Annotated in this window: 17 protein-coding genes; 5 read left to right on the forward strand and 12 right to left on the reverse strand. The window is 67.8% G+C overall.

The window, feature by feature from the left end; translation table 11 throughout:
• Positions 1-33: 33 nt before the first annotated feature.
• Together LDO54_RS01260 and LDO54_RS01265 are read right to left on the reverse strand one after the other, a co-directional pair.
• Positions 34-1,272 carry a glycosyltransferase gene (locus LDO54_RS01260; RefSeq protein ID WP_224004954.1) on the reverse strand — a complete coding sequence of 413 codons (1,239 nt, stop codon included), beginning with the start codon at positions 1,270-1,272 and terminating at the stop codon, positions 34-36.
• On the reverse strand, positions 1,269-2,690 hold the full coding sequence (locus LDO54_RS01265) for a hypothetical protein (RefSeq protein WP_224004956.1): 1,422 nt from the start codon (positions 2,688-2,690) through the stop codon (positions 1,269-1,271). The genes LDO54_RS01260 and LDO54_RS01265 overlap by 4 nt, the downstream gene beginning before the upstream one ends.
• A gap of 413 nt (positions 2,691-3,103) precedes the next feature.
• Between LDO54_RS01265 and LDO54_RS01270 the strand changes: the two genes are divergently transcribed.
• Positions 3,104-4,309: an acyltransferase family protein gene (locus LDO54_RS01270; protein ID WP_224004959.1), complete on the forward strand. Its 1,206-nt coding sequence runs from the start codon at positions 3,104-3,106 to the stop codon at positions 4,307-4,309.
• A 24-nt stretch (positions 4,310-4,333) separates the two neighbouring features.
• Here LDO54_RS01270 and LDO54_RS01275 read toward each other — a convergent pair whose 3' ends face one another.
• A complete protein-coding gene (locus tag LDO54_RS01275) occupies positions 4,334-5,665 on the reverse strand; it encodes a glycosyltransferase (RefSeq protein ID WP_224004962.1) in 1,332 nt (443 codons plus the stop codon).
• 312 nt (positions 5,666-5,977) lie between these two features.
• Here LDO54_RS01275 and LDO54_RS01280 point away from each other — a divergent pair, with 312 nt between their 5' ends.
• Positions 5,978-7,225 carry an oligosaccharide flippase family protein gene (locus LDO54_RS01280; protein WP_224004965.1) on the forward strand — a complete coding sequence of 416 codons (1,248 nt, stop codon included), beginning with the start codon at positions 5,978-5,980 and terminating at the stop codon, positions 7,223-7,225.
• Between the two features lie 76 nt (positions 7,226-7,301).
• On the opposite strand, the gene LDO54_RS01285 is transcribed toward LDO54_RS01280, so the two are convergent.
• A complete protein-coding gene (locus LDO54_RS01285) occupies positions 7,302-8,462 on the reverse strand; it encodes a glycosyltransferase (protein WP_224004968.1) in 1,161 nt (386 codons plus the stop codon).
• 473 nt (positions 8,463-8,935) lie between these two features.
• Between LDO54_RS01285 and LDO54_RS01290 the strand changes: the two genes are divergently transcribed.
• Complete coding sequence (locus LDO54_RS01290; RefSeq protein ID WP_224004971.1) at positions 8,936-9,934, forward strand: glycosyltransferase family 2 protein; 999 nt, start codon at positions 8,936-8,938, stop codon at positions 9,932-9,934.
• A 60-nt stretch (positions 9,935-9,994) separates the two neighbouring features.
• Here LDO54_RS01290 and aroG read toward each other — a convergent pair whose 3' ends face one another.
• The 4 genes from aroG to LDO54_RS01310 form a co-directional block, all read right to left on the reverse strand.
• A complete protein-coding gene (gene aroG / locus LDO54_RS01295) occupies positions 9,995-11,068 on the reverse strand; it encodes a 3-deoxy-7-phosphoheptulonate synthase AroG (protein ID WP_224004974.1) in 1,074 nt (357 codons plus the stop codon).
• Between the two features lie 477 nt (positions 11,069-11,545).
• Complete coding sequence (gene tldD / locus LDO54_RS01300) at positions 11,546-13,012, reverse strand: metalloprotease TldD (RefSeq protein WP_224004978.1); 1,467 nt, start codon at positions 13,010-13,012, stop codon at positions 11,546-11,548.
• An 82-nt stretch (positions 13,013-13,094) separates the two neighbouring features.
• A complete protein-coding gene (locus tag LDO54_RS01305; RefSeq protein ID WP_224004981.1) occupies positions 13,095-13,976 on the reverse strand; it encodes a carbon-nitrogen hydrolase family protein in 882 nt (293 codons plus the stop codon).
• Between the two features lie 82 nt (positions 13,977-14,058).
• Positions 14,059-18,573, reverse strand: a complete 4,515-nt coding sequence (locus LDO54_RS01310) for a YhdP family phospholipid transporter (protein ID WP_224004984.1) — start codon at positions 18,571-18,573, stop codon at positions 14,059-14,061.
• Positions 18,574-18,956: 383 nt separating this feature from the next.
• On the opposite strand from LDO54_RS01310, the gene glnE reads away from it, so the two are divergent.
• A complete protein-coding gene (gene glnE, locus LDO54_RS01315) occupies positions 18,957-21,812 on the forward strand; it encodes a bifunctional [glutamate--ammonia ligase]-adenylyl-L-tyrosine phosphorylase/[glutamate--ammonia-ligase] adenylyltransferase (protein ID WP_224004986.1) in 2,856 nt (951 codons plus the stop codon).
• A gap of 73 nt (positions 21,813-21,885) precedes the next feature.
• On the opposite strand, the gene LDO54_RS01320 is transcribed toward glnE, so the two are convergent.
• The 4 genes from LDO54_RS01320 to LDO54_RS01335 form a co-directional block, all read right to left on the reverse strand.
• Entirely contained in the window at positions 21,886-22,104 is a 219-nt protein-coding gene (locus tag LDO54_RS01320; RefSeq protein WP_224004989.1) for a type II toxin-antitoxin system RelE/ParE family toxin, read from the reverse strand.
• Entirely contained in the window at positions 22,101-22,382 is a 282-nt protein-coding gene (locus LDO54_RS01325) for a type II toxin-antitoxin system Phd/YefM family antitoxin (protein WP_224004992.1), read from the reverse strand. Before LDO54_RS01325 ends, LDO54_RS01320 begins: the two co-directional genes overlap by 4 nt.
• A gap of 99 nt (positions 22,383-22,481) precedes the next feature.
• A complete protein-coding gene (recN, locus tag LDO54_RS01330) occupies positions 22,482-24,161 on the reverse strand; it encodes a DNA repair protein RecN (RefSeq protein WP_224004995.1) in 1,680 nt (559 codons plus the stop codon).
• Between the two features lie 58 nt (positions 24,162-24,219).
• Positions 24,220-25,131: an NAD kinase gene (locus LDO54_RS01335; protein WP_224004997.1), complete on the reverse strand. Its 912-nt coding sequence runs from the start codon at positions 25,129-25,131 to the stop codon at positions 24,220-24,222.
• On the opposite strand from LDO54_RS01335, the gene hrcA reads away from it, so the two are divergent.
• Positions 25,061-26,416: a heat-inducible transcriptional repressor HrcA gene (gene hrcA / locus LDO54_RS01340; RefSeq protein WP_436975465.1), complete on the forward strand. Its 1,356-nt coding sequence runs from the start codon at positions 25,061-25,063 to the stop codon at positions 26,414-26,416. The genes LDO54_RS01335 and hrcA overlap by 71 nt on opposite strands.
• The last annotated feature ends 6 nt before the right edge of the window (positions 26,417-26,422 follow it).

The raw sequence follows: 26,422 nt of genomic DNA on the forward strand, positions 1-26,422 counted from the left end.
GTGTCCGATTTTCAATCGTTATCCTTATGACATTCAGTTGCGCAGCGTCACGGTCGCTTCCGGCTGATCGGCGGTATCGACATGCAGCGCGCGCTGCGTGCGGGCCCGCGCGGCGGCGTGCGACGGATGCTCGTGCAGCAGCGCGAGCAGCGAGCGCACCATGCCGCCCATCGCGAAGCGCGCGTCGAAGGTGCGTTTCGCCTGCGCGCGCATCATGCCGCGCTGTGCGTCGTCGAGTCCGCGCCACGCCGAGAGCAGCCCTTGCGTGCCCGCGACCGTGTCGGGCGCGACGAAGCCCGCGCCGTCCGATTCGATTTCGCGCCACACGTTGACCTTGTCCGAGACCAGCACAGGCAGGCCGCACGCCAGCGCCTCGGCCACCGACACGCCGAAATTCTCCTGATGCGAAGGCAGCACGAACACGTCGCTCGCATGGAACGCGCCCCACTTGAGATTGCCTTGCAGCATGCCGGGCCAGCTGATGCGATGCGCGATGCCGTGCGACTGCGCGATCGCCTGCAAGGCGGGCTGCCAGTCGTTCTTGTCGGGGCCGGCCATCAGCAGATGGGCGTCGGGCGTCGCGCGCGCATGCTCGGCGAACGCGTGCACGAGCAGGTCGCAACCCTTCTTCGGATGCAGGCGGCCGAGAAACAGCACGATGCGCTTGTTGCGCAGATGCGGCGACGCCTGCAAAAACTCCTCGCGCAGCGTGTTCGCGTCGAGCGTGGGCGGATTGGTGCCGAACGGCACGACGCGTTCGTTGGCGCGATAGAGCCAGAACGATTCGCGCGCGAGCAGGCGTTCCTCCTCGGTCGTGAAGATCACGGCGGCGGCGTCGCGCAGCACGCGGTATTCGGCCCACGGCCAGTACGCCCACTTCTTCAGATGCTTGAGCGGATAGGTGAGGCGGAACCACGGATCGAGCATGCCGTGCGCGTAGACGTAGTAGGGCAGGCGCGTCGAGCGCAGCGCGCGCCACGCGCCGTAGCCGTGGTATTGCCAGAGGCCGTGGACGATGGCCGCGTCGAAGCGCGTGGCGTTCGCGCGCAGCCACTGCGCGTAGGCGGGGCAATAGCCGTAATGACCGCGCGCGGGACCGAGCGCGTGCAGCGGGAGCGGAAAATCGCGCACATAGGGCGCGTCGATCGGATCGAGCGAGACGACTTCGATGCGATGGCCGAGCGCCGCCATCGCAAGACCGCTTTGACGCACGCCTTCGATGGGACCGCCCGAACGCGGATCGACGGTGGACACGAGATGCAGGATTTTCATCGGGGCTCCGGGGTCGCGTAGGGAGAGAGCGGCGCCGGCGCGGGCGCCGGAGGTCGGAAGGCGGGCTCGGCGCGTTCGCGCCGGCGCGGGCGTTGCTGCGGATGCGCGTACGGATCGCCATGGGAGCGGCGGCGCAGTATGTCGATGCGGTAATGAAGCTGCGAATACAGCGCGACCACGAGGCCGAGCGCGATGCCGTAGACGAGCCCGGAGAAACGCGGCCCGAGCGGATTGCCGCCGATCGACGCGCCCGGCAGCGCGGCCAGCACGAGGATCGCCATGCTGAACGGCATCAGCAGCGGCTCGCGTGGCGCGAGGCGGTGCCAGCGCCGGAACGCGACGCCGCCCGCCACGAGCGCGACCAGCACCGCGATCGGCATGCAGGCGCCGAACACGATGCCTTCGGCGTAGAGCTGATAGACCCAGAAGTTGTGGCCCGCGACCCAGTCGCTGGTGTCGAAATAGTCGGACTTGCTGAAGGTCTCGCGCACGTAGGGGAAGTAGATCGGCGAATAGCGGTAGACGTGGCCGTAGCCCTTGCCGAACAGCAGCGTTTCCGCCGACGCCGTCACCTGATCGTATTGATCGCGGATTTCGGCGATGCGCGTGATGGTGGTCGGATCGCGGTCGGAGTCGGAATTCTGCGCGGCGTTAATGCGCTGCGACCAGTGATTCGTGATCGACGGAAAGAGCCACGCGGTGCCTGCCGCGAGCGCCACGACGCAGAGCAGCGCTGCGAGCGTGCGCACGGCCGATTTGATCAGATGGCTGATCGACGGCGCGGCGAGCCACGCGGCGAAGATGGTGAGCATCACGGTCGCGACCAGCAGGCTGCGCGTGACGCTCAGCAGCTCGACCACGAGCGTGGCGAGGAACACCAGCACCATCCACACCGAAAAGCGCCGCGCGACGATGAACTGATGCAGCAGCATCGCCTGCAGGCCGAGCATGGTCGGCGAGACGATGCGAAAGCGGATATCGGACAGCGGCCCGCCCACGGCGAACATGCCGAACAGGAACGTGAAGATCAGGCCGAGCACGTTCGCGTAGTAGAGCGCGTTCTGCATCTGCGCGAGGCGCACCGGATGCCACGGCCGGCACATCGCGAAGTAGCCGAGCGCGAACAGCAGAAACGGCAGGATCACACGCAGATAGTTGCCGATCGGATTGTGCTGAAGCAGTTGCGCGACGAGGCTGCCGCCGAGACTCAGCGCGAGCATGATCGTCACGAATGAACGCAGCCGGGACTCGCGCGTGAAGCGCGGGCCGATCATCATGAGGATGGCCGCGCCGGCCAGCGCCGGAAACACGACCAGCCATTGCGCGCCATGGCCGAACTGCGAATCGGGCGCCTTGTAGTCGAATGCGAGCGGCACGAAGCACAGCCAGATCCAGAGGACCGCATGTTTGTTTCGCATCGGCGTTCCTCCCGCAGCGGTGCGTGGTTGCGCATACGGCCAGCGCCGCATGCGGAGTTTCGCCCCAATATAAAACGCCGCGAACGCGTTGCCATGCCGCTGGCGCGAAGGGACAGAATTGTGGCGGGCCGAAAAAAATGATCGATCGGGCGTGATGGGGTCTGTCCGAGAATGCCGGGAAGTTGGCGCACGCCGACAGGCGCGCTTGCGCAAGATGGGGGCGACCAGGTCGGTCCGACGGGGGCGCGGACGCGGATCGAAGTCACTGCTGAAGTTACTGCTGACGTCACTTCGGAAGTCACGCCTGAAGCCCCTTCGGAAACCGTATCGGAAGCAGCAACGCCAGCCACACCGGAAGCCACATCGGAACGCGGATCGGCTCGCCAGCCGGACCGCCATTGCGAGGAGCCGACATGAACCTGTTGCGCGGCGCGCCGCCCGCGGTGCGCGGACGATCGATCGAGCTCGACTTCGTGCGCGGCATCGCGATCCTCGCGGTGATGGGCTTTCATTTCCACACGGTGCACACCGGTCACGCGTGGGTCGACTTCATCGAATATCCGCTCAAGAGCTTCGGCCACGAGGGCGTCAATCTGTTCTTCACGCTCTCGGGTTTTCTGGTCGGCGGCCTGCTGCTGCGCCAGTACGCGCAGAACGGCCGCATCGCCGCGCGCCGTTTCATCGTGCGGCGGATCTTCAAGATCTGGCCCGCGTATTACGTGCTGATCCTCTTTCACGTGCTGGCCGGACGGCATCCGCGCGACACCTTCCTGTGGCAGAACCTCACGCATCTGCAGAACTATTTCGGCACCTCGATTGCGCAGACGTGGAGCCTCGCCGTCGAGGAGCATTTCTATCTGTTCCTGCCCGCGCTGCTGATCGTGCTCGCGCATTTCCGGCTGCGCGCCAATGCGCTGATCGGCGTGATGGCCGTGCTTTGCACGCTCGTGCTCGGCGCGCGCAGCATCGCCGTGGCGAGCGGCAATCTCGACGCCGCGTTCAACTACACGCAGTACCGCATCGACAGCCTGCTGTTCGGCGTGATGCTCGCGACCGTCTACTGGATGAAGCCCGAAGTCTGGCGCGGGCTCGCCGCGCGCAAGGGCTGGCTCGTGGGCGTGGTGGTGCTGCTGGTCGCGTGGCTCACGCTGGCGACGCGCCATGTCGCGCTCGACGAGAGCATCGGCTTCACGCTTCAGGCCGCCGGTTTCTGCGCGCTGATCGTGCTCGTGCTCGAACATTCGGGCGGGCTGCGCGCGTCGTGGCTGTATCGCGCGATTGCGTGGCTCGGCGTGTATTCGTATGGGATCTATCTCTGGCATTCGCTCGCGCTCGCGCCCGGCGATTTTCTGATCCGCAAGCTCGACGCGCTGCACGTGCCCGCGCTGGCCGCGTGGCCGGTCGTGCTCGGCGCGCAGTTCTTCGTCGCGATCGTGCTCGGCTATGTGACCACGCGCGCGATCGAGTTTCCGTTCCTGCGTCTGCGCGATGCGGTGTTTCCCGACCGCCGTCCGGCCCGCGCGAGCGCGGCCTCGGCGCCGACCTCACCGGCGCCTGTCACGGCGACGCCCGCGGCAGGCGCAAGCGACGTCGATGGCAAGGTGGGCGGCGTGGCGTGAGGTGGCCCGCGCTCACCATCACGCTCAAACCATCGCGTTCTGCAAGGTCTGCTTGAACTGATCGAGCGTGTTGCGCGCGAGCAGATGCGCGTCGGCGCGCGCGATGCCCGCGCCGGGCGCGCGCTCGCGCCAGCTTTGCGCGAGCGTGCCGATCGCGCGCGCGATGGTGGCGGGTTCGAGATCGTCGAGCAGCGGACCGAGCGCGCCGTCGCGGCAGAACCAGCCGATCAGGCCGTCGGCGCTCGCGAGCACCGGCTTGCCGAAGCGGTACGCCTGCACCAGCACGCCGCTCATGCCGTAATGCCTGCGGTAGCCGAGCCACACGGCGTCGCAGGCCGAGAACAGATCGCGCTCCATCTCGTCGGGCACGAAGCGGTCGAGGATCACCGGCGCGGGCATCAGCTGCGGCGCGTGCGCGTTGATGAACGCGCGCGTTTCCTCGTCCTGCTGGCCCGCGATCACGAGGCAGGGCGCGCCGTGCATCTGCGCCAGCGCCTCCATCAATTCGCGGATGCCCTTGCGCTCGCCGATCGCGCCGTAGACGAGCAGATAGCGCGTCTGCGCATTGAGCCCGAGACGCGCGCGCGCGATCTGCGGATCGACGGCGTCGATCTCGGGAAACGGGTCGGCGACGTAGGCGAGGCGCGTCGAGCCCGCCACCGATGAGACAGACGAGGCCGACGTGGCCGACCGCGTGCGCGCGAACCACTCCGGCAGCGTCGGATCGATGGTGAGCAGCGTGCGCAGGCCGCGCGCGCGCACGCCGCGCCGGAACAGCATCGACTTCACGAGATCGACGAACGGACGGCGCGGCGTGCGCAGCCCCGCCTGCGCGTGATGGAAGGTCATGCCCATCACGATGGCGATCCACGGCGTCTCGCCGAACGGCGTGTCGAGGGCCGCGAGCGTGTAGAAGAAGTAATCGGCGTAGGGCACGACCACGAGGCGCACGCGCGTCGAGCGGCTGATCTCGGCGAGCGCGCGTGAATAGAAGTCGCGAAAGCGCATGTAGACGCTGCACGCGTATGGCAGGCCGCGCGGCACCGTGTGCAGGTCGAGCAGCATGACGCGCCGATCGGGGCGCGCCTCGCGCTCGATGCGCTGCACGAGCGGATGTTCGGCGTAGGCGGTATCCGTGACGACGAGACAGCGGTGGCCGGCTTCCACGCACGCCTGCGAGACCCATTCGACGTAGCGCCAGCGATGCCCCGTGAAGTTGGGCTCGATGATCGCGATCCATGCGTCGTCGGCCGCCGCGCCGTCGCTGGCGGAGCCGGTGGCTGTGCCGGGCCCGACGGCGTCGTTTCCGTCGGCGGCATCGTCGGCGTCGTCACGGCGGTATCTGGCGATCGACACGGTATCCATGTAGTCGGCCCGTCTGAGGATTGTGCGTCTCACCATAGCAGCGCGGCGCGCGCGCCACGCGCCAAAATGCGGGCCGGGGTGGCCGAAAACGCCTGGCGGCGCGACGCCGGTTATCCGCCTGGCGCGCTGCCGCACGTTGACACACGCTGTCACGCGGCGCGTCCGATTCCGCCTGGCAGATGGCGTCTGGTGACGTTTGCGCCGGGTTAACGTCGCAAGGTCGGCCCCGCGAGACCCGGGGCGGCGGCGCGTATACGGCGCGCTCGCGGCGACAGGACAAAGGACAACGCAAGGAGAAGCGGATTGCGCGCGATGCGGGTGCCGGCGTGGCCGGTCAAGGCGGGGTTCGGTCCCGGCGCGGCGACGTGGGTGTTGCTGCAGCAGGTCGTCGTGCGCGGCCTCGTGGCCGTCAAATTTCTCGTGATCGGACGCATTCTCGGGCCGTCCGCGATCGGTCTCGCGAGCGTGGCGCTGCTCGCGGTCGCGATCGCCGAAGCGCTCTCCGACACCGGGCTCGCGCAGGCCGTGATCCAGGGCCCGACGGCGCCCACGCGCGATCAGAACGGCGCGATCTGGACCACGCTCGCCACGCGCGGCCTGCTCATCGCGCTGCTGCTGGTCGCCAGCGCACCGCTGATGGACGCGCAGTTTCAACTGGGCGGCGCGCTCGGCCTCGTGCAGCTCGCCGCGCTGCTGCCGTTCCTGCGCGGACTGGCGTCGCCGGCCTATTTCATCGCGCAGCGCGAGCGGCGCTTTCAGCATATCGCGGGCATCGAAATCGCCGCCGCGTGCGTCGATTGCGCCGTGGGCGTCGGCCTCGCGCTGGCGGGCGCGGGTCCGTATGCGCTGCTGTTCGGCATGATGGTCGGCGAGGCCTTCAAGAGCGTGCTGACGTGGACCACGCTCGCGCCGCGTCCGCCGATCCGGCTGCGCTGGTCGGGCATCGGCCATTACGTGGGCTTTTCGCGCTGGATCTGGGCGAGCAGCGTGATCATCCTGATCACCAATCAGTTCGACAAGGTGGTGGTCGGCAAGCTGCTCGGGCCGACGCAGTTGGGCGCGTGGCAGATGTCGTCGAAGCTCGCGCAGATGCTGCTCGCCGACGCCGCCATCGCCATGTCGCAGTATCTCTTTCCGACCTTCGCCGCGCATCATCGCGGCGGCGCGCAGGCGGCCGCGCGGCTGTTCCGTATTTATCTCGGCGTGACGGCGCTCGGGCTCGCCGCCGTGGTGATCGTGCTGCGCTTCGCCGCCGAGCCGCTGTTCTCGATCGTGCTGGGCGCGGCGTGGCTTTCGGCGGTGCCGCTGTTTCGCATCTTCGTCATCAACATGGCGATCAGCGCGCTGAACTCGGTGCTGGCCTCGTATCTCCGTGCGGTCGGCGACGCGCGCGCCGTGACGGTCGCCTCGCTGATCCAGGTCGGCACGCTCGCGGTCAGCGTGCCCATCGCCACGCACCAGTGGGGCGTGATGGGCATTGCGTGGTCGATGACGCTGGGGCTTGCGTCGGGCGCGGGCTGGATGCTGTATCGCGTGGGGTGCAAGCGCTGAGCGGCGTGTGAAGCGCATCGCACGATCAGCGCCTGAAATGCGCCTGAATCGCGCCTCAAATACGACTCAGACGCACTCAAGCACGCAGCGACGCCTCGACGATTTCCGCAAGCTGATGCCCGAGCGTGGGCGTGTTGAGCCGGCAATAGGCCGCGTGCGCGGCGGCGGCCATCTCGCGCATCGCGTCGGGCGGCAGCGCCCACGCGCGGCGCAGCGTGGCGGCGAGCGCCGGCGCGCCGCCGTCGCGGCCGAACAGGAAACCGGTGCTGCCGTCCTCGACGTAGCCCGGCTCCGGTCCCATGTGCTGACGCAGCCGGTCGTGGACCACGGGCGGCAGACTCAGCGCGAACATATGCACGACCGACAGTCCCGCCGAACCCGGATAGCAGCCCACGCGGCAGCGGCGGCTGATGGCGGCGATGGTGTCGTCGTCGTAGAGCGCGCCGTACCAGATCACCTCGCCGCGGTCGCGATAGCGGCGTTGCAGGCTCGCGGCATGTTCGCCGCCGCCGATCACGTGCAGCGCGATATCGCAGCCTTCGCGATGCATTTGCGCGATCACTTCGATCAGGCGCTCGATCTGCGAATCCTCGCGCAGCCGGCCGATGAACAGCACGCCGTTTTCGGTGCCGGTTTTCGCTGCGGGCTCGACCGTCGACGACACCGTGAGCGAGTTGTTGGCGACCACGAGCTTGCGCGCCGGACAGCCGATGCGCACGAGCGAGCGCCGCGACGCCTCGGTATAGCAGACGTAACGCTGCGCGAGCGCGACGGCGAGCCGGTAGCAAAGCGTGCGCACGAGGCCCGCGTGCTTGTGGCGATACAGTCCCTGACCGTGGATCAGCACCGGCACGCGCATGGCGCGGCCCGCGACGAGCGCGAGCCACAGCGAGAGATAGCGGACGTCGGCGAAAATCAGCACGGCGTCGGGACGTTCGAGAACGATGCGTTCGAGCACGCGGCTTTGCATGCGGATGCGCCGTGACGGCAGGGCCGCGATGCGCGTCTCGACGAACTCCTCGCAGTCGGGCCGCTCGCGCGAAAAACCGCTCGCCTCCACGCCTTCCGAACACGCGAACACCTTCACGCAAAACAGCCGGTTCAGCGACTCGATGACTTCGACACGGTAGCGCGCGATCAAGGGCTGCACGTAGAACACCACGGGCCGCTCGCGCACCGCGCTGTGCGCGTCGTGTGCCTCGTGGTCCTCGGCATAAAGACGCGTCCCGGTAGACATGATCTTGTTTTCCACAGCCTGGCTCCAGCATGCAGACGCGGTCGATTGGGGACGGTGTCTCGTGTATCCGGCTTGTTATCCGGTCAGTTTTTTGATTTCCTCTGAATGTTGTAGGCGAGCCGTAGCAAAAGGGGAACCCGAAATTCGCTATGGAAAATTGGGCGCTCGCAGGGCCGTGCTATGGGCGATGCAGCATTCATAAACGCACGGGAACGGTGCGAAAAATGGCGTAAAAAGACCGGCAGAATGGCGGATGCCGGCGATCCGGTTGTCGGCGAAAATTTGTGCCGACCTCTTGCGGCAATGTCTTGTGGCGCCTTTTTTGTTGCGATGCATCGCCCGTTGAATTCAGCCGATGAATAGAGTGATTCGGACAACTTGATTTGTGCGTCTCGGACCCGGCGTCGACCTGGGGTAATCTCGGAGCGAATGGATGTCTGCGGTCGTGCATCCAGGCGAATGCGGAGAACTCGATGACGATGCTCACAGGCGGTGCAGCCCCAGCTTCATCCGTGGACGGCGCAAGCATGCGCGCCACCGCCAGGAACACCGCGCACGACACCGCGCACGACACCGCGCACGACACCGCGCACGACACCGCGCGCGTGGCCGCCGTGATCGCCACCAAGGGCCGCCCCGCGGCGACCGCGTGGGCTGTGCGTCTGCTCGCGCGGCAAACGGTGCGTCCCGTGCAGGTGATTCTGTCCGCGAGCTGCGCAGCCGATCTCGGTCCCTACGACGCCGAAGGTCTGCGCCTCGACGTGCTGATCGGCAGCGCGGGATCGAGCGTGCAGCGCAATCGCGCGCTCGACGCGCTCGCGCCCGGCATCGACATCGTGATCTTTCTCGACGACGACTTCGCGCCCGAGCGTCACTGGATCGCGCAATGCATCGAGGCGTTCGAGGCGGACAGCGGGCTCGTCGGTTTGTCGGGACGCACGCTGCGCGACGGCGCGCAAGGTCAGCCGGTTGCCTGGGAAGAAGCGCTCGCGCTCGTCGACGGCGCGCAGGAAGAGGCGCGCCAGCGTCCGCCGCTGCGTGACTGCGACGAGCTTTATGGCTGCAACATGGCGTGTCGCGCGCAGGCGATCGCCGGGCTGCGTTTCGACGAACGGCTCGTGCTCTACGGCTGGCTCGAAGACAAGGATTTTTCGCGGCGGCTCGCGCGCGGCGGGCGGCTCGCGTACTGCGATTATCTGATCGGCGTGCACCTGGGCCTGCGCGGCGGCCGCGTGTCGGGCCGCCGTTACGGCTATTCGCAGGTGGTCAACGCGATGTATCTGTGCCGCAAGGGCGTGATGTCGAGGAAGGAGGCGGCGAGCAACATCGTGCGCGCACTCGGCATGAACTGCCTGAAGTCGATGCGCCCCGAGGCGCATCTCGACCGGCGCGGTCGCCTGATCGGCAACGTGATCGGCATCGCCGACCTGTGCATCGGCGCCGTGCGGCCCGAGCGCGCGGCGCGGCTGTGAAGCCCGCGCCGCGCGCTGTTTCGCGATGACGTAGACGCGCGTCGTTGCGCGTCGTCGTGCCTAGTTGCCGCTGCCGCGCGCGATGCGGCGCTGCTTGACGCTTTCCGCGAGACCTTCGAGCACGTTCACGCTGTCTTCCCAGCCGATGCACGCGTCGGTGATGCTCTGGCCATAGGTGAGCTCGCAACCTTCCTTGAGGTCCTGACGGCCCGCCACGAGGTGCGACTCCACCATCACGCCGACGATGCGCTCGTCGCCCGCCGCGATCTGGCGGCCGATATCGGCGCACACGGGAATCTGGTTCTCGTGCTTCTTCGAGCTGTTGGCGTGGCTCGCGTCGATCATCAGACGCGCGGCCAGACCGGCCTTGCCGATGTCGGCGCAGGCGGCGTTCACGCTTTCCGCGTCGTAGTTCGGCGTCTTGCCGCCGCGCAGGATCACGTGGCAGTCCTCATTGCCCGCCGTCGAGACGATGGCCGAGTGGCCGCCCTTCGTCACCGAGAGGAAATGGTGCGGCTGCGACGCGGCCTTGATGGCGTCGACGGCGATCTTCACGTTGCCGTCCGTGCCGTTCTTGAAGCCGACCGGGCAGGAGAGGCCCGAGGCCAGTTCGCGGTGCACCTGCGACTCGGTCGTGCGCGCGCCGATCGCGCCCCACGAGATCAGGTCGGCGATGTACTGCGGACTGATCATGTCGAGGTATTCGGTGCCCGCGGGCAGGCCCAGTTCGTTGATCGAGACGAGCAGTTCGCGCGCGGTGCGCAGGCCGTCGTTGATCTTGAAACTGTTGTCCATGAACGGGTCGTTGATGAGACCCTTCCAGCCCACCGTCGTGCGCGGCTTTTCGAAGTACACGCGCATGACGATTTCGAGTTCGTTCTTGAAGCGCTTGCGCTCCTCGACGAGGCGCTTCGCGTAGTCGATCGCGGCCTTCGTGTCGTGAATCGAGCACGGCCCGACGATCACGATCAGGCGGTCATCCATGCCGTGCAGGATGCGGTGCATCGCGCGGCGCGATTCGTAGATCAGCGTCGACGCGTCTTCCGAGCACGGGAATTCGCGGATCAGGTGCGCGGGCGGCGTCAGTTCCTTCAGTTCGCGGATACGGACATCGTCGGTGTTGTGCGGGGGCATGTTGTTTTCTCCTGATCCTGGGTGCGTAGCGTGCGTCGGTCGGACGGTGCTGCAAAAATCGGTTAGATGAAAATGCGGCTCTGAGGCAATGCACGAAAAGTGCGGGACGAAAAAAAACCGCCAGACTTGGCTGGCGGTTTCTCGTTTGTTCGGGGTCCTGCGCGTACTATCAACCCTCTCGATCCGCCAGCGGTCTGAGATACCAAAAGAAGTAAAAATAAAACTTCGTGGCGAACATGGCGGATTGGGCTTGGCTAAATTGCGTTTCGCAAAAAAAGCGTTCGTTACGTCGAAAAGGGTGATTGCCTTTATACCCCGGCCGTCTCGCGGCTGGCAAGCGGGTTTGCGCGAAAAAGCGGATTATCCGCGCGATTGTGCGGTGCGATGCAGAAAATCCGCGTGGCGATGCGGAATTTCCGCATCGCCGTGCATCGCGCGCCGATGCGAACCCGCGCGCGCTGCTGCCTGGTTGCTGCTTTAAACCGTGCCGCCGACCGTCATGCGGTCGATGCGCAGCGTCGGCTGGCCCACGCCCACCGGCACGCTCTGGCCCTCCTTGCCGCACACGCCCACGCCCGAGTCGAGGCGCATGTCGTTGCCGATCATGCTCACGTACTTGAGCGATTCCGGGCCGCTGCCGATCAGCGTCGCGCCCTTCACGGGGTAGGTGATCTTGCCGTTCTCGATCATGTACGCCTCGGACGCCGAGAACACGAACTTGCCGTTCGTGATGTCCACCTGGCCGCCGCCGAAGTTCACGGCGTAGAGGCCGTTCTTCACCGAGGCGAGGATTTCCTGCGGGTCCTTGTCGCCGTTCAGCATGTAGGTGTTCGTCATGCGCGGCATGGGCAGCGCGGCGTACGACTCGCGGCGCGCGTTGCCGGTCACCGGCATCTTCATCAGGCGCGCGTTCAGCGAATCCTGGATGTAGCCCTTGAGAATGCCGTCCTCGATCAGCGTCGTGCACTGCGTCGGGTTGCCTTCGTCGTCGATATTGAGCGAGCCGCGGCGATTCGGCAGCGTGCCGTCGTCGACCACGGTGACGCCCTTGGCCGCCACGCGCTGGCCGATCTGGCCCGCGAACGCCGACGAACCCTTGCGGTTGAAGTCGCCTTCCAGACCGTGGCCGATGGCTTCGTGCAGCAGCACGCCGGGCCAGCCCGGTCCGAGCACGACGGTCATCGCGCCTGCGGGCGCCGGACGCGCTTCGAGGTTCACGAGCGCCGCGTGCACGGCGTCGTCGACGTACTTGCTGAGGATGTCGTCGGTGAAATAGCCGTAGTCGTAGCGGCCGCCGCCGCCGCCGCTGCCGACTTCGCGGCGGCCGTTCTGTTCGGCGATCACCGTGACCGAGACGCGCACGAGCGGGCGGATGTCGGCGGCGAGCGCGCCGTCGCTGCGTGCGACCAGCACCACGTCGTATTCGCCCGCGAGACCGGCCATGACCTGGGTGATGCGCGGATCGCGTCCGCGCGCCATCTGCTCGATGCGTTCGAGCAGCTTCACTTTCTCGGTCGCTTCGAGCGAGCTCAGCGGGTCGGAGGGCAGGTACAGGTCGCGGCCCGCGATGCCCTTGAGCGACGACGCCACCTTGATCTTCTGCTTGCCGCCGCCCGCCTGCGCGATCGAGCGCGTGGCGATGGCGGCCTGGCGGATCGCCTCGGGCGAGAGGTCGTCGGAATAGGCGAACGCGGTGCGCTCGCCGGACACCGCGCGCACGCCGACGCCCTGGTCGATGCTGAAGCTGCCCGACTTCACGATGCCTTCTTCCAGGCTCCACGCTTCGCTGCGGGTGGTCTGGAAGTAGAGGTCGGCGTAGTCGACGCGGTGCGTGAAGATCTCGCCGAGCGTGCGCGTGAGCACTGCCTCGTCGAGGCCGTAGGGCGTGAGGAGCAAGTCCTTCGCGGTCGCCAGATTGCGGATGCCGGGTTCGATGATGTTCATGCGCTCAGTGGGATCAATCGTTGAGTCTGTGAAGGAAGATTCGGGCGCGGTGCGCTCAATTCAAGTGGCGCGCCCGGGTTCGTCAGGAACAGTCGAGCACGCGATGCCGCCACGCGGGCAGACTCGCGCGCACGGCGGCGATACGGTCGAGGTCGAGGTCGCCGATCACCACGCCGGGGTGTTCATCGAGCACGTCGACGATCTCGCCCCACGGGTCGATCAGCATGCTGTGGCCCCAGGTGCGGCGGCCGTTTTCGTGCGTGCCGCCCTGCGCCGCGGCGAGCACGTAGCACTGGTTCTCGATCGCGCGGGCGCGCAGCAGGATTTCCCAGTGCGCGCGGCCCGTGGTGTACGTGAACGCCGACGGCACGACCATCAGCGCGCAGCCGTCCTGGCCGCCGGGGCCGCCCATGCGGCGGTACAGCTCGGGAAAGCGCAGATCGTAGCAGACCGACAGGCCCACGCGGCCGAACGGCGCCTCGAAGGTTTGCACCTCGGCGCCGGGGCGGATCGTGCGCGCCTCGTCGAACGATTCGGCGCCTTTCTCGAAGTTGAACAGGTGAATCTTGTCGTAACGCGCGCGCTCCGCGCCGCTCGGATCGAACACGAGCGTGGTGTTGAGCACGCGGGTTTCCTCGGGCGCCTTCAGCGGCAGCGTGCCGCCGATGATCCACACGCCGTGGCGCTTCGCGGCATCGGCGAGAAAACGCTGGATTGGGCCGTCGCCGTAAGCTTCGCGGATCGCGAGCTTGTCGGTGTCCTTGTGGCCCATGAAGCAGAAGTACTCCGGCAGCAGCACGAGCTGCGCGCCTTGCGCGGCGGCGTCGGCGATCAGGCGTTCGGCTTCGGCGAGATTGCGCGCGGGGTCGGGCGTGCTGACCATCTGCAGCGCGGCGACGCGAAAAAGCGTCGCGGGCGGCGCGGTTGGGGTGGACGTGGCGGCTTGCGTGGGAGATTCGCTCATCGGCGGCTCGTGAGTGGACGATGTTCGTTGCCGGCCCGTTCGGGCAGCCGCGCCAGGGAGGAGGGGTTCCGTGATCCGAACCTCAATGCGCCGCCGCCGGGACCTGCGCGTCCATCTTACCCTGATCGCCGTGCAGGCGCTCGACGTGGGGTTTGGCCCAGGAGCCCGTGATGGCGTAGTCGCGCGCGAACGCCGACTCGACCGTGTGCGAGAGCGCGATGTCGCCCACCAGCGCGGCGAGACCGAGGAACGGATTGATGATCGCGGCGACCACCACGCCCGCGCCCGCGCTGACCGTCGGCACCACGTGCACGCGCAGGTCCTGGGTCTCGTGCGCGAGATCGACGGTGCCCTGCATCTGCGCGCGGCCCGGCGCGGTGACGAGCTTGAAGTCGCCGGTACGGCCGATGCCGTTCTGGATCTGGCCCGTGCCCGTGACGCTCGTGAAGGGCAGGCCTTCGCCGATCACGTCGCGGAAGTCCATGCTCGCGAAGCGCGCGAGGCTTTGCAGGCTCAGCACGCCGAGCAGCTTCGCCACGCCCGGATCGACCTTGAGGATCTGGCCGTGGCGCAGGTCGACTGCGAGATTGCCGTTGAGCGTCGGGAAGTCGATCTTCGTGGGGCCGCCGCGCCAGACCAGGTTGCCGCTGAGCGTGCCTTCGCCGCTCTTGATCGCGTGCGCGACGCCCGCGCGTTCGAGCAGCTTGCCCGCGTCCTTGATGTCGACGTGGAAATCGAGCGCGGTGCGGCGCGGCGTCTGCGTGACGCCGCCCACGGTGTCGGCGGGCGCGGCTTCGTCGCCGATCGCGCGCCAGTTTTCGGTGGCCGTGAAGTGCGCGTCCGGGTTCAGGATGTCGAGCGTGTCGAGCTGCCAGACCGGCACGCCGTTTTCTTCGGAGTTGTGCGCGTTGATCTGCAGGCGGCCGAGGTCGCGGCCGCGCACGATCAGCTGGTTCACCACGAGGTCGATCGACGGCATGTTCTGCGCGGGCTGCGAGACGGCCTGGCCGAGCAGGTCGTTCTCGGTCGCGGCGGGCACGACGAGGCGCGCGAGGCGTGCTTCGAGCGTGCCGGGCGAACCGGGCACCGCGCCCGGCTTCCACGAGACGTGGCCCGAGACCTGGTTCGAGGCGAGGTTGGCCTGCCATTCGTTGCCGCGCTCGCCGCTGCGCGAGGCGCCGACGATCACGTTTTCCCAGTGGCGCTTGAGCAGCGTGAGCGTGCCGACGTGGACCGCGAAGCGCGACGGCAGGTACTGCGCGAACGCGCCGCCGGGCGCGGGCGGCGCGGCGGCAACGTTTGCCGCGCTGGCCGGAATGGCGGCCGATGCGCTGGTTGCAGCGTTGATTGCCGCGGTGCTTGCGCTATTGGCGGGAGCCGCAGCCGAAACCGCCGCGCCGCTCGCCGGATTCGCCACGGCATTGGCCGCGCTGGTCGCGGCGGGGCTGGAGGCGCCGTTCGCCATCGCCGTCGCGGCCGCGTTGGCCGGGGCGCTGTCGCGCGCCGATTCTGCGCGATCGGCACGTTGCGCCGCCACCGCTGCCGCATTGCTTGCCGCCGCCTTGCCGCGCAACTGCTGGACGACCATGCGCCAGGCGTCGGCGTCGAACTCGGGCACATCGACGGCCGCCGTCACGCCTTCGGCGGGCAGGTCGGCGGGCTTGTTCATGCCGATCGCGCCGCGCACCACGTCCGGCACCGCGTGGCCCGGATTGCGGCGCAGCACGTAGCGCGCCGCGAGCGGGCCGAGCGTGAGTTCCGCGTGCTGATAGACCGAAGCGTCGGTGGCGCTGGCGACCGTGCCGGCGTCGTTGGCGTCGCCGGTGCCCGGCTGCAGCGAGAAGCGCAGCGGCATCTGCGTGCCGGCGCGCTTGCCGAACGGCGCGGGCAGGTCGATGGCGAGATCGGTGAGATCGGAACTCGCCTTCACGTCGGGCAGATGGCCGCGCGTGCCGTCCACCGAGAGCGAGTAGGGCGCCGCGCCCGAGAAGCGTTCGAGCACCGCCGCCGCCGTGCCGCGCAGATTGAGGCCGCGCGCCGCATCGACGGCCACGTTGCCCGCCACGTTCAGCTTGTAGCGGCCGTCCTCGCGCATCCCGCCGTTCGCGCGCAGGTCGCCGCCGAGGAAGCGGCCCGTGAGGCGCTCGACTTCGGCGCTGCGGTTCGTGAAGTGCACCTTGCCGTTGAGCGCCGAGAGCGGCGGCACGTTGTCGGCGGCCAGCGTGTTGTTCTCGAAGCCGATCGCGCCGGCCACCAGCACCTTCGGCATCGGCTTGCGCGGGATCGTGAGCTTGAGCGCGAGCGTGGCCGGCCCTTGCGCGTGCACCTTCGCGGGCGCGTGCTTCGACATCGCGCCGATCGAGCTGTTGTCGGCGTACGCGAGCAGGTCGGCGAGCGGGCCGCGCCCCGCGCCTTCGATCACGAGATCGGAGCCCTTGATGCCGAGTTCGTCGATGCGGCCGTTGACGTCGCGCAGCACGAAGTTGCGGTAATGGCCGCGCGCCACGTCGAAGCGCAGCTGCTTTTCCTTGAGCGTGAACACGCCGTCGATGCCGTCGAACGCGGGCCACACGTTGGGCACGCCGTTGCGCATGGTCTTGGGCGGATACGGCGACGGGTCGAAGCGGCCGTCCTTGAACGGCGCGACGATGCGGAACTGGCCCGCGTCCGGGTCGCGCGAATAGGGGAATTTGGTGAGATCGCCGTGAATCTCGATGGTCGCGCCCTTCGAGATGCCCGCCTGGAGCCCGTGGCCCAGATAGATGCGCGTTTTCTCGCTGATGCTGGTGGGCAGATAGCGCGCGATGGCGTTGACCTTGGCCTCGTCGAAATGCGCGACGAGATCGAGCGCGCCGCGTCCGTGGCCCGGATTCGTGTAGTGCGCGGTCATCTTCGCGCGCGCGTCGGCGTTCTGCACGCCCAGCTCGCTCACGTCGACGACGAAGGCCTTGAGCTTGTCGCCCGGATTGCGTCTGGCGGCCACCGTCCACTTCGCGGTGCCGTACAGGCTGTCGAAGATCAGGCGCGGATCGTCGAACACGCCCGGCAGCGTGACCGCCGACTTCGAGGCGTCGAGGCGGATGAAGCCGTGCGATTCGTCGGCGTCGATATGCCCCCAGAGATTCTCGAAACCCGGCAGGCCCGCGCGCGGGTGATTGCGCGGCGTGAGGCCCGGTCCCGGCTCCTGCGCCGCCACGCTGATGCCTTGCAGATCGCCCTTGAAGCGGTAGTGGAGGATCGGCTCCACCGGCGCCGAGCGCTGCTCGGTGGCCGCTTCGCCCGAGTCGGGCGCGCCGCGTTCGAGCGCGAGTTCGTAGTTGGCGACGAGCCCTTGCGGATTGAAGCGCACCAGCGCGTTCTGCACGCGGCCCGGCAGCGGCAGCGCGCGCATGAACTCGGCGAGGATGCCCAGATCGATGCGGTCGCCGCGCACGCTCACGAGCTGGCCCACTTGCCGCGACTGCTGGCGAAAGCGCGCGTCGAGCGTGGTGAGCGCGAGCGTGCGCACGAGCGGCGTGCCGTCGTCGAGCGGCGGCTGGCCGAGTTCGGCGTGGAAGTCGTGCAGTTGCAGCGTGAAGTCGCCGGGCGCGAGGCCCATGCGCCAGTTGAAGCGCGCGACCGGCAGATCGAGACGCGGCTGCGTGGGCTTCACGCGCAGCGCGACATTGCTGCCGCTGAGCACGCCGTCGGCGGACTGGATGCGGCCGTCTTCGAAGTGCGCCCAGATCGCGTTGTCGATGCGTCCTGCATAGGTCGTGATGGGCAGCGGAATGTAGCGCGCCAGTGTGGGCAGATCGACGGGACCGGTCGAGATATAGGCGTTGCCGCTCCACGTGTTCGGCTTGCCGGCGGGCGCGAGGCTCGAATGCCTGAATTGCGCGCGGAAGTCGAGCGGGCCGTGCAGCACCGTGCCCTCGGCGGGCGCCTGCAACGCGACGTGGTGCACGTAACCCTCGTTGAGAATCGCGAGGCGGATGTTCGAGAGCTTCAGTTCGGGCGCGTCGCGCGTGGCGTCGGTCCAGCGCAGCGTGCCGCCGCGCAGCACGATGGCCTGCTGGCGCATCAGCCAGGTCGTGAAGGTGGCGTTGCCGGTATGCGCGGTGGGTACGGGCACGCCCGCGACCGTCAGCGTGCCGTCGTCTTCGCGCGTGATCAGCACGTCGGGGCGCTCGACGATCATGCTGGAAAGCAGCGGCTCGAACAGCACGAGCGAGCGCCACGACACCGAGGCGGTCGCGTGCGGCACGTTCAGCGCGAGCTGGCCCTGGCGGTTGCGGATGGTGAGGTCGGCGACGTCGATGCCGGGCTGGAAGCCCGACCAGTGCGGCGAGAGCTTGCCGATGCGGAAATCGGCGTGAATCTTGTCGGAGACGAGCTTTTCAATGCGCGGACGGAAGTCGTCCACATGCGGCAGCACGATGTAGCGCAAGCCCAGCAGCAGCACCGACACGATGAAATACAGGACGAGCGCGATGCACGCCAGCACGCGCAGCGTGTGACGGAGGACCGGGTGGTGATGCTGGGAGCCCGCGTCTGCACTTTCCCGGCTGGCGTGTCCGGTGGGGTGCGGGCCGGCGGGGTCGTTACGCTCGGGCATGCTGCGGCGGGTGGGGTATGGTAGCGTTGCGTTCTGACGACGAAATGTATCACACAGGGCCGTATACAAGGCCATCCGGGGAAGCCGGGATGGCCCGTGGCGCGCGGGTTTCTACATGGCGGGCAGGGCGGTTGACAGGCGCTTCGGTGTCCGGCGCGACGCGGCGGGCGAAGCGTGCGAGCCCAGGCGCGGCGTCTGGTATCTGCAAGCCTTGCAACGGAACGTCACCGCCGGTCCACGCGCGTGTCATCTTCGGCGCTGTGCGGTCCGCGCGTGTTGCGCGTGGGTTCCGCGAGCGTCCCGCGTATTGTCCGGTTCCCGTGCCGCTTTCATCGCGCGATCATCCACGTTTCTCTCCGCTTATTCCGCCGGGCCAGGCCTTCATGACTGACATTCCCCTTCTGAGTTCCAGTTATTCGCGCTATGCGGCGCGCGCTTATGCGGCCCGTCCCGGCCTCGAAGCCGAGGTCGAGGCGCTCGCCGCCGCGCCGATCACGCGCGAGCGTATCGTCGCGCGGCTCGACGCGCTGTGCGCGCAGGCTGGCGGCCGAGCGGTCGATCCAGCAAGCGCCGCACCTGCTTCGGCTCATGCTTCGCTTTCCGGTTCGCTGCGTCTCGCGCTGACCGACGAGCAGTTGAAGACCGCGCTGCGCCAGGTGCGCGTGGAAGTGATCTGCGCGGTGATGGAGCGCGATCTGGGCCAGGTCGCCGACGTCGCCGAAGTGACCGGCACCATGACCGATCTCGCCGAAGTCGCGATCCAGCGCGCGCTCGCGGTCGTGAGCGCCGATCTCGAAACCGTGTTCGGCGAGCCGCGCGGCCCGAACGGCGAAAAGCTCACGCTCGGCGTGGTCGGCATGGGCAAGCTCGGCGGGCGCGAGCTCAACGTGTCGTCGGATATCGACCTGATCTTCGTCTACGAGGACGACGGCGAAACCACCGGCGGTCAGCGCTCGCCGATCGCCACCCAGGACTACTTCACGCGCGTGGGCAAGCGGCTGATCGGCGCGCTGTCCGACGTGACCGCGGACGGCTTCGTGTTCCGCGTCGACATGCGGCTGCGGCCGAACGGCGACTCGGGACCGCTCGTGTGCAGCCTCGGCATGCTGGAGGAATATTTCTACGTGCAGGGCCGCGAGTGGGAGCGCTACGCGTGGATCAAGGGGCGGCTCGTCTCGGAACGTGAGTCCGACAGCGCGCAGCGCCTCGCCACGCAGCTCGACTCCCTCGTGAAGCCCTTCGTCTATCGCCGCTACCTGGATTTCGGCGTGATCAGCGCGATCCGCTCGCTGCATCTGCAGATCCGCCAGGAAGCGCAGCGCCGCGCCATGATGCGCCCCGACAAGGCCGACGACATCAAGCTCGGGCGCGGCGGCATCCGCGAAATCGAATTCAGCGCCCAGGTGTTCCAGCTGATTCGCGGTGGCCAGGACGCCGGCTTTCGCGTGCGCCCGACGCTCGCCGTGCTGGGCTACGCGGCGGCGCGCGGCCTGATCGCGTCCGAGGTCTGCCACGACCTGACGCTCGCCTACAACTTCCTGCGCGAACTCGAACACCGCCTGCAATATCGCGACGACGCGCAGACGCACGCCATGCCCGTCGACGACGCCGAACGCGCGGCGCTCGCGAAATCGATGGGTTTCAGCGACTACGCCGCGCTGATGAGCGTGCTCGATGCGCACCGCGAAAAGGTCGAGCATCAGTTCGACCAGATCTTCTCGGACAAGGTCGGCGGCGAGAGCGGCTGCGGCGCGCCAGAAGACGGCGCGGCCGCGTGGGTCTGGAGCGGCGCGCTGGCCGAGGAAAGCGCGGACGGCGCCTTGCTCGAACGCCTCGCCGACCTCGGCATCGACGATCCGGCGCCGCTGCTTGCGCGCCTGCGTGGCCTGTGGACCTCGTCGCGCTACACGGGCCTGCCCGAAAAGAGCCGCGAGCGTTTCGACATCGTCGCGCAGCGCGCGCTCGACGCGGCGCGCACGCTGGAGCCGCGCGCGCGGCGTGGCGTCACGCTCGCGCGCATGTTCGACCTGCTCGAAGCCGTGATCCGGCGCGGCGCCTATCTCGCGCTGCTGACCGAATATCCCGATGCGCTCGACCGCGTGCTCAAGGTGCTCGGCGCGTCGCGCTGGGCGTCGGGCTATCTGATCCGCCATCCGCAACTGCTCGACGAACTGCTCGACGACGAAGCGATTTCGTCGCCGTTCGACTGGCCGGAATTCTCGCGCCTGCTGCGCGCGCGCCTCGCCGCCGCCACCGATGTCGAGCAGCAGATGGACCTGCTGCGCCACGCGCACCAGGCCGAGGTGTTCCGCATCCTGCTCAACGACCTGGCCGGGCGGCTCTCGGTCGAGCACGTGAGCGACCGCCTCTCGGAACTCGCCGACGCGGTGCTCGACGCGACCATCGACACCGTCTGGAAGCAGTTCGCGAAACGCCATCGCGAGGTGCCGCGCTTCGCGGCCATCGCGTACGGCAAGCTGGGCGGCAAGGAACTGGGCTACGCCTCGGACCTCGACATCATCTTTCTCTACGACGACGAGGACGAGCGCGCCGCCGAAATCTACGCGACCTTTGCGCGCCGCCTGATCACCTGGCTGACGACCGCGACGGGCGCGGGCACGCTGTTCGATATCGATCTGCGGCTGCGGCCGAACGGCGAATCGGGGCTGCTCGTCACCGATCTCGACGCGTTCCGCCGCTATCAGCTACGCGAAGGCGACGCCGCGAACACGGCGTGGGTGTGGGAGCATCAGGCGCTGACGCGCGCGCGCTTTTCGGCCGGCGACGCGGGGATCGGCAACGCCTTCGAGGCGATTCGCGTGCAGGTGCTCACCACGCCGCGCGACGACGCGCCGCTCGCGCAGGAGATCGTCGAGATGCGCCAGCGCGTCGAGGACGGGCATCCGAACCGCACCGAGCTGTTCGATCTGAAGCACGATCGCGGCGGCATGGTCGATATCGAGTTTCTCGTGCAGTACTGGGTGCTGCTGCACGCGGCGCAGGACCCGGAACTGATCCGCAATACCGGCAATATCGCGCTGCTGCGCGAGGTGTCGCGCTTCGGGCTGATGAGCGAGGAGGAGGCCGATACGATCGGCTCGGCGTACCGGCTGTATCGCAAGCTCCAGCATCAGATGCGGCTCGACGGCATGGAGACGGCGCGCGTGGACCCGGCGCGCGTCGAGCGCGAGCGCGAGACGGTGCTCGCGTTGTGGAAGCGGGTGTTTGGGGAGGGGTGAGGGATTGGCGCGGTTCAGGCTTTCAGTAGACGCCGCGCCAGCACGTCTTTCAAATCCCGCCGCGTGTCGACGATCAGGTCATACCCGCGACGACTTGACGGAAACCGGGCAGGCCGAGTTCTGTCAGCTCGGGCGGGGTCGATCCAGATTGCGGAAACTTCGCGAGCAGGGTGACGGCGTCTTCGATGCTCGCAAAGGTCGCGAGCCAGGTTTCATTGCCGAATTTCGTGCGCAAATAACGCCGCAAGTCCTGCAAGTCGTCCCGCGCGGAGCGCAGAAAGACGACGTTCATACGAGGCCGTCGTCCTTGTCCATTTGCTTCAGTTCGGCGAATACGTCGTCTGCCGCGATGACCTGGCCTGCTTCGATTTCCTTGCGACCCAAGGCTAGTAGCTTGAGCAGCGCGAGCGTCTGCTGCATGTCGTCGTACGACTGCGCATCTTGCACGATGACCTTGGGTTCGCCGCCCTCGGTGATGAGCAGCGGCTCGCGGCTTTGCGCAACCTCACGAACGATCTCGGCCGCATGATTTTCCAGGTAGCTGACGGGTTTGATCTGAGCAGGCTTCATGTCCACCTCGTTGCCCTCATTCGGAACGGATAACCGGACAAACTATAGGCCGGTTCGCGCGTGTCCGCCTTGCCGTATCCGGCATGCCGTGTCCGCGCCTCACGCCGCCAACATCTCCTTCGCATGCCGCCGCGTGGTCGCGGTGATCTCCAGCCCGCCGAGCATGCGCGCGACTTCCTCCACGCGGCCCGGCCTGTCGAGCGGCGTGACGACCGAAACCGTGCCGCCGTTGCCGTCGCCGGACTTCGACACCTGGAAGTGGTGATCGCCGCGCGCGGCCACTTGCGGCAAGTGCGTGACGCACAGCACCTGTCGCGCGTGTCCGAGCTGATGCAGCAGACGGCCGACCACTTCGGCCACGCCGCCGCCGATGCCCGTGTCCACTTCGTCGAAGATCAGCGTGGGCGTGGGGCTCGCGGCGCTCGCGATCACCGCGAGCGCGAGGCTGATACGCGCGAGTTCGCCGCCCGAGGCGATCTTCGCGAGCGGGCGCAGCGGCACGCCCGCGTGGCCCGCGACGCGGAATTCGATCTGCTCCAGACCGTGCTGGCCGCCGATCGGCTCGCCGTTCGAGCCGTTGCCGAGCGGCACCAGCGCGACGTCGAAGCTGCCGCCCGCCATCGACAATTCCTGCATGCCCTGCGTGACCGCCGCGCCGAGCGCGCGCGCGGCCTTGGCTCGCGCCTTCGAGAGCTGGCGCGCTTCGGCGAGGTAGAGGTTCTGCGCCTTGTCCGCGGCGGCGCGCAGGCCGTCGAGGTCGGAGGCGGCGTCGAGCGCGGCGAGCTGCTGGCGGCGCGCCGCGTGCTCGTCGGGCAGCGACTCGGCCGGCAGGCGGAACTTGCGCGACGCCGAATGCAGCGCGTCCAGACGATGTTCCACCTGGGCGAGCCGATGCGGATCGAGGTCGAGACGCTGCGCGTAGTGCGAGAGCGAATACGAGGCTTCCTGAAGCTGGATCGCGGCCGGTTCGAGCGCGGCGAGCGCGTCGTTGAGTTCGTTGTCGACTTCGGCGAGGTCGCGCAGCTTCGAGACGATCGAATTCAGATGCGAAATCATCGCGTCGTCGGATTCGGAAAGCGCCGCGAGCGCGCCTTGCACGCCGTCGATCAGGTTCGCCGAATTCGAGAGCCGCGTGTGCTCCGCGTTCACTTCTTCCCACTCGCCCGGCTGCGGCGAGAGCTTGTCGAGTTCGGCGAGCTGCCACGCGAGGCGCTCGCGCTCCAGTTGCAGTTCGCGGTCGCGCGACATGGCGGTCTGGACGGCCAGGCGCGCATCGCGCGCGTCGCGCCACGTGCGCGTGACGGCGGCGGCGAGGTCGGTCAGGCCCGCGTGCGTGTCGAACAGCTCGCGCTGCGCGTCGGGGCGCATCAGCAGTTGATGCGCGTGCTGGCCGTGAATATCGACGAGCCGCTCGCCCACATCGCGCAGTTGCGCGAGCGTGGCCGGCGTGCCGTTGATGAAGGCGCGCGAGCGGCCGTTGCTGTCCACGACGCGGCGCAGCATGACCACGCGCTCGCCGTCGGGCAGCGCGAGCGCGTGCTCGTCGAGCCATTGCTGGATGTGCGGCGGCGTGTCGAATTCGGCGGTGATGTCGGCGCGGCTTTCGCCCGTGCGCACGACGCCCGCGTCGGCGCGCGCGCCGAGCGTCAGCGCGAGGGCGTCGATGAGAATCGACTTGCCGGCGCCCGTCTCGCCGGAGAACACGGAAAAACCGCTGTCGAATTCGAGGTCGAGCGCGGCGACGATCACGAAGTCGCGTATCGAAAGGTGGCGGAGCATGGCGTCTTGAGTCGGGCTGGCGTGCCGTTTATACAGTGTTGTGGCGGGGTGGCCGCGCTTAGTCCTGCGGGTCGTCCTGCAGCGACGGATGCTCGTTCCAGTGCAGCTTCTTGCGCAGCGTGCGGTAGTAGCTATAGCCGACCGGATGCAGGAAGGGCACGGTATGACGCGAGCGGCGCACTTCGATGACGTCGTTCAGCTCGACGGCCGTGAACGACTGCATGTCGAAATTCACGTTGACGTCGCGGCCCGCAACGATCTGGATGCTCACCTTGCAGTCGTCGGGCAGCACGATCGGGCGGTTCGAGAGCGCGTGCGGCGCGATCGGCACGAGCACGATGCCCTGCAGCTGCGGATGCAGGATCGGCCCCTGCGACGACAGCGCGTAAGCCGTGGAGCCCGTGGGCGTGGCGACGATCAGGCCGTCCGAGCGCTGGTTGTACATGAAGCGGCCGTCCACGTGCACGCGCAGCTCCGCCATGCCGGAGAAGCCGCTGCGGTTCACGACCACGTCGTTGAAGGCGAGCGCGTGATAGATCGGGTCGCCGTCGCGCGTGATGCGCGATTCGAGCAGCGAGCGCTCCTCGCGCTCGAAGCTGCCCGCGAGCAGTTGCGGCACGATCTCCTGCATGTCGGAGAACGGGATGTCGGTGATGAAGCCGAGCCGCCCGTGGTTGATGCCGATGAGCGGCGTGCGGTAGGGCGCGAGCTGGCGGCCGATGCCGAGCATCGTGCCGTCGCCGCCGAGCACCACGGCCACGTCCGCGCGCGCGCCGATTTCGGCGGGCTGGAGCGCGGGATAGCCGCTGGCGCCGATTTCCTGGGCGGTCTGCGCTTCGAACACGACTTCGAAGCCGCGTTGCGAAATAGTCTGGGCGAGCGCCATCAGCGGCTCGCCGATGCCTTGCGTGTTGCTGCGCCCGACGAGCGCAACCGTCTTGAACTGGCTCTGGATCTTCTGGATCTGCATGCCGCAATTACACCATAGTCAGGTCCCGAAAAGAACCTGGGAGCCAATACGGGCGGGGCGGCGGGCGAAAAAACACGCCTTCCGCGGCCATGCGCCCGCGCGCGCTTTTCTCGTGAAACGCGGCGCCTTTCTCGCAAAAGCCGGTGACGCGCCGATGACAGCCGTGCATTTCGCCCGTTGTGCCGCGCGCCGGGCGGCACACGGACGCCCGGCCGCCCGCGTGCGTACTCGCCCCGAACCCGGCATTAGGCTAAAATTTTCAGTCATGTTAGATCCCCGCGCACAAACCCTCCTCAAGACGCTGATCGAGCGCTACATCGCCGAAGGTCAGCCGGTCGGCTCGCGCACGCTGTCGCGATTCTCCGGGCTGGAACTGAGCCCGGCGACCATCCGCAACGTGATGTCGGACCTGGAGGAGCTGGGGCTCGTCTCGAGTCCGCACACCTCGGCTGGCCGCGTGCCCACGCCGCGCGGCTACCGTTTGTTCGTCGACACCATGCTCACGGTGGAGCCTTCCGCCGACGAGGACGCCCTCACGCGCGCGGTGAAAACCACGCTGCGCCCCGGCGAGCCGCAGAAAGTGGTGGCGGCGGCGGCCAGCGTGCTCTCGAACCTCTCGCAGTTCGCGGGCGTGGTGCTGACGCCGCGCCGCAGCCACGTGTTCAAGCAGATCGAGTTCATGCGCCTGTCGGACAAGCGCATCCTGCTGATCATCGTGACGCCCGAAGGCGACGTGCAGAACCGCATCATGGCGACGCAGCGCGACTTCGCGCCGTCCGAGCTGATCGAAGCCTCCAATTACATCAACGCGCATTTCGCGGGCCTCTCGTTCGACGAGGTGCGCCGCCGTCTGCGCGAGGAAATCGACGCGCTGCGCGGCGACATGACCACGCTGATGCACGCGGCCGTGACCGCGAGCACCGAGGAATCCGACACCGGCGAGACCGTGCTCATCTCCGGCGAGCGCAATCTGCTCGAAGTGGCCGATCTGTCCTCGGACATGGCGCGGCTGCGCAAGCTGTTCGACGTGTTCGACCAGAAGACCAGCCTGCTGCAGCTGCTGGACGTCTCCAGCCACGCGCAGGGCGTGCAGATCTTCATTGGCGGCGAGTCGCAACTCGTGCCGATCGAGGAAATGAGCGTGGTGACCGCACCGTACGAAGTGAACGGCAAGATCGTGGGCACGCTCGGCGTGATCGGCCCGACGCGCATGGCCTACAACCGCGTGATTCCGATCGTGGACATCACCGCGCGGCTGCTTTCGCTCACGCTTAGCCAGAACTAGGGCAAA

The organism is Paraburkholderia tropica (assembly GCF_914484835.1).
GTDB lineage: Bacteria > Pseudomonadota > Gammaproteobacteria > Burkholderiales > Burkholderiaceae > Paraburkholderia > Paraburkholderia tropica_A.

What these genes read in the sequence shown, in the direction of transcription:
- LDO54_RS01260 (WP_224004954.1), bottom strand. Translation starts at nt 1,272, where the DNA reads ATGAAAATCCTGCATCTCGTGTCCACCGTCGATCCGCGTTCGGGCGGT.
- LDO54_RS01265 (WP_224004956.1), bottom strand. Translation starts at nt 2,690, where the DNA reads ATGCGAAACAAACATGCGGTCCTCTGGATCTGGCTGTGCTTCGTGCCG.
- LDO54_RS01270 (WP_224004959.1), top strand. Translation starts at nt 3,104, where the DNA reads ATGAACCTGTTGCGCGGCGCGCCGCCCGCGGTGCGCGGACGATCGATC.
- LDO54_RS01285 (WP_224004968.1), bottom strand. Translation starts at nt 8,462, where the DNA reads ATGTCTACCGGGACGCGTCTTTATGCCGAGGACCACGAGGCACACGAC.
- LDO54_RS01290 (WP_224004971.1), top strand. Translation starts at nt 8,936, where the DNA reads ATGACGATGCTCACAGGCGGTGCAGCCCCAGCTTCATCCGTGGACGGC.
- aroG (WP_224004974.1), bottom strand. Translation starts at nt 11,068, where the DNA reads ATGCCCCCGCACAACACCGACGATGTCCGTATCCGCGAACTGAAGGAA.
- tldD (WP_224004978.1), bottom strand. Translation starts at nt 13,012, where the DNA reads ATGAACATCATCGAACCCGGCATCCGCAATCTGGCGACCGCGAAGGAC.
- LDO54_RS01305 (WP_224004981.1), bottom strand. Translation starts at nt 13,976, where the DNA reads ATGAGCGAATCTCCCACGCAAGCCGCCACGTCCACCCCAACCGCGCCG.
- LDO54_RS01310 (WP_224004984.1), bottom strand. Translation starts at nt 18,573, where the DNA reads ATGCCCGAGCGTAACGACCCCGCCGGCCCGCACCCCACCGGACACGCC.
- glnE (WP_224004986.1), top strand. Translation starts at nt 18,957, where the DNA reads ATGACTGACATTCCCCTTCTGAGTTCCAGTTATTCGCGCTATGCGGCG.
- LDO54_RS01320 (WP_224004989.1), bottom strand. Translation starts at nt 22,104, where the DNA reads ATGAACGTCGTCTTTCTGCGCTCCGCGCGGGACGACTTGCAGGACTTG.
- LDO54_RS01325 (WP_224004992.1), bottom strand. Translation starts at nt 22,382, where the DNA reads ATGAAGCCTGCTCAGATCAAACCCGTCAGCTACCTGGAAAATCATGCG.
- recN (WP_224004995.1), bottom strand. Translation starts at nt 24,161, where the DNA reads ATGCTCCGCCACCTTTCGATACGCGACTTCGTGATCGTCGCCGCGCTC.
- hrcA (WP_436975465.1), top strand. Translation starts at nt 25,061, where the DNA reads ATGCCTTGCGTGTTGCTGCGCCCGACGAGCGCAACCGTCTTGAACTGG.
- LDO54_RS01335 (WP_224004997.1), bottom strand. Translation starts at nt 25,131, where the DNA reads ATGCAGATCCAGAAGATCCAGAGCCAGTTCAAGACGGTTGCGCTCGTC.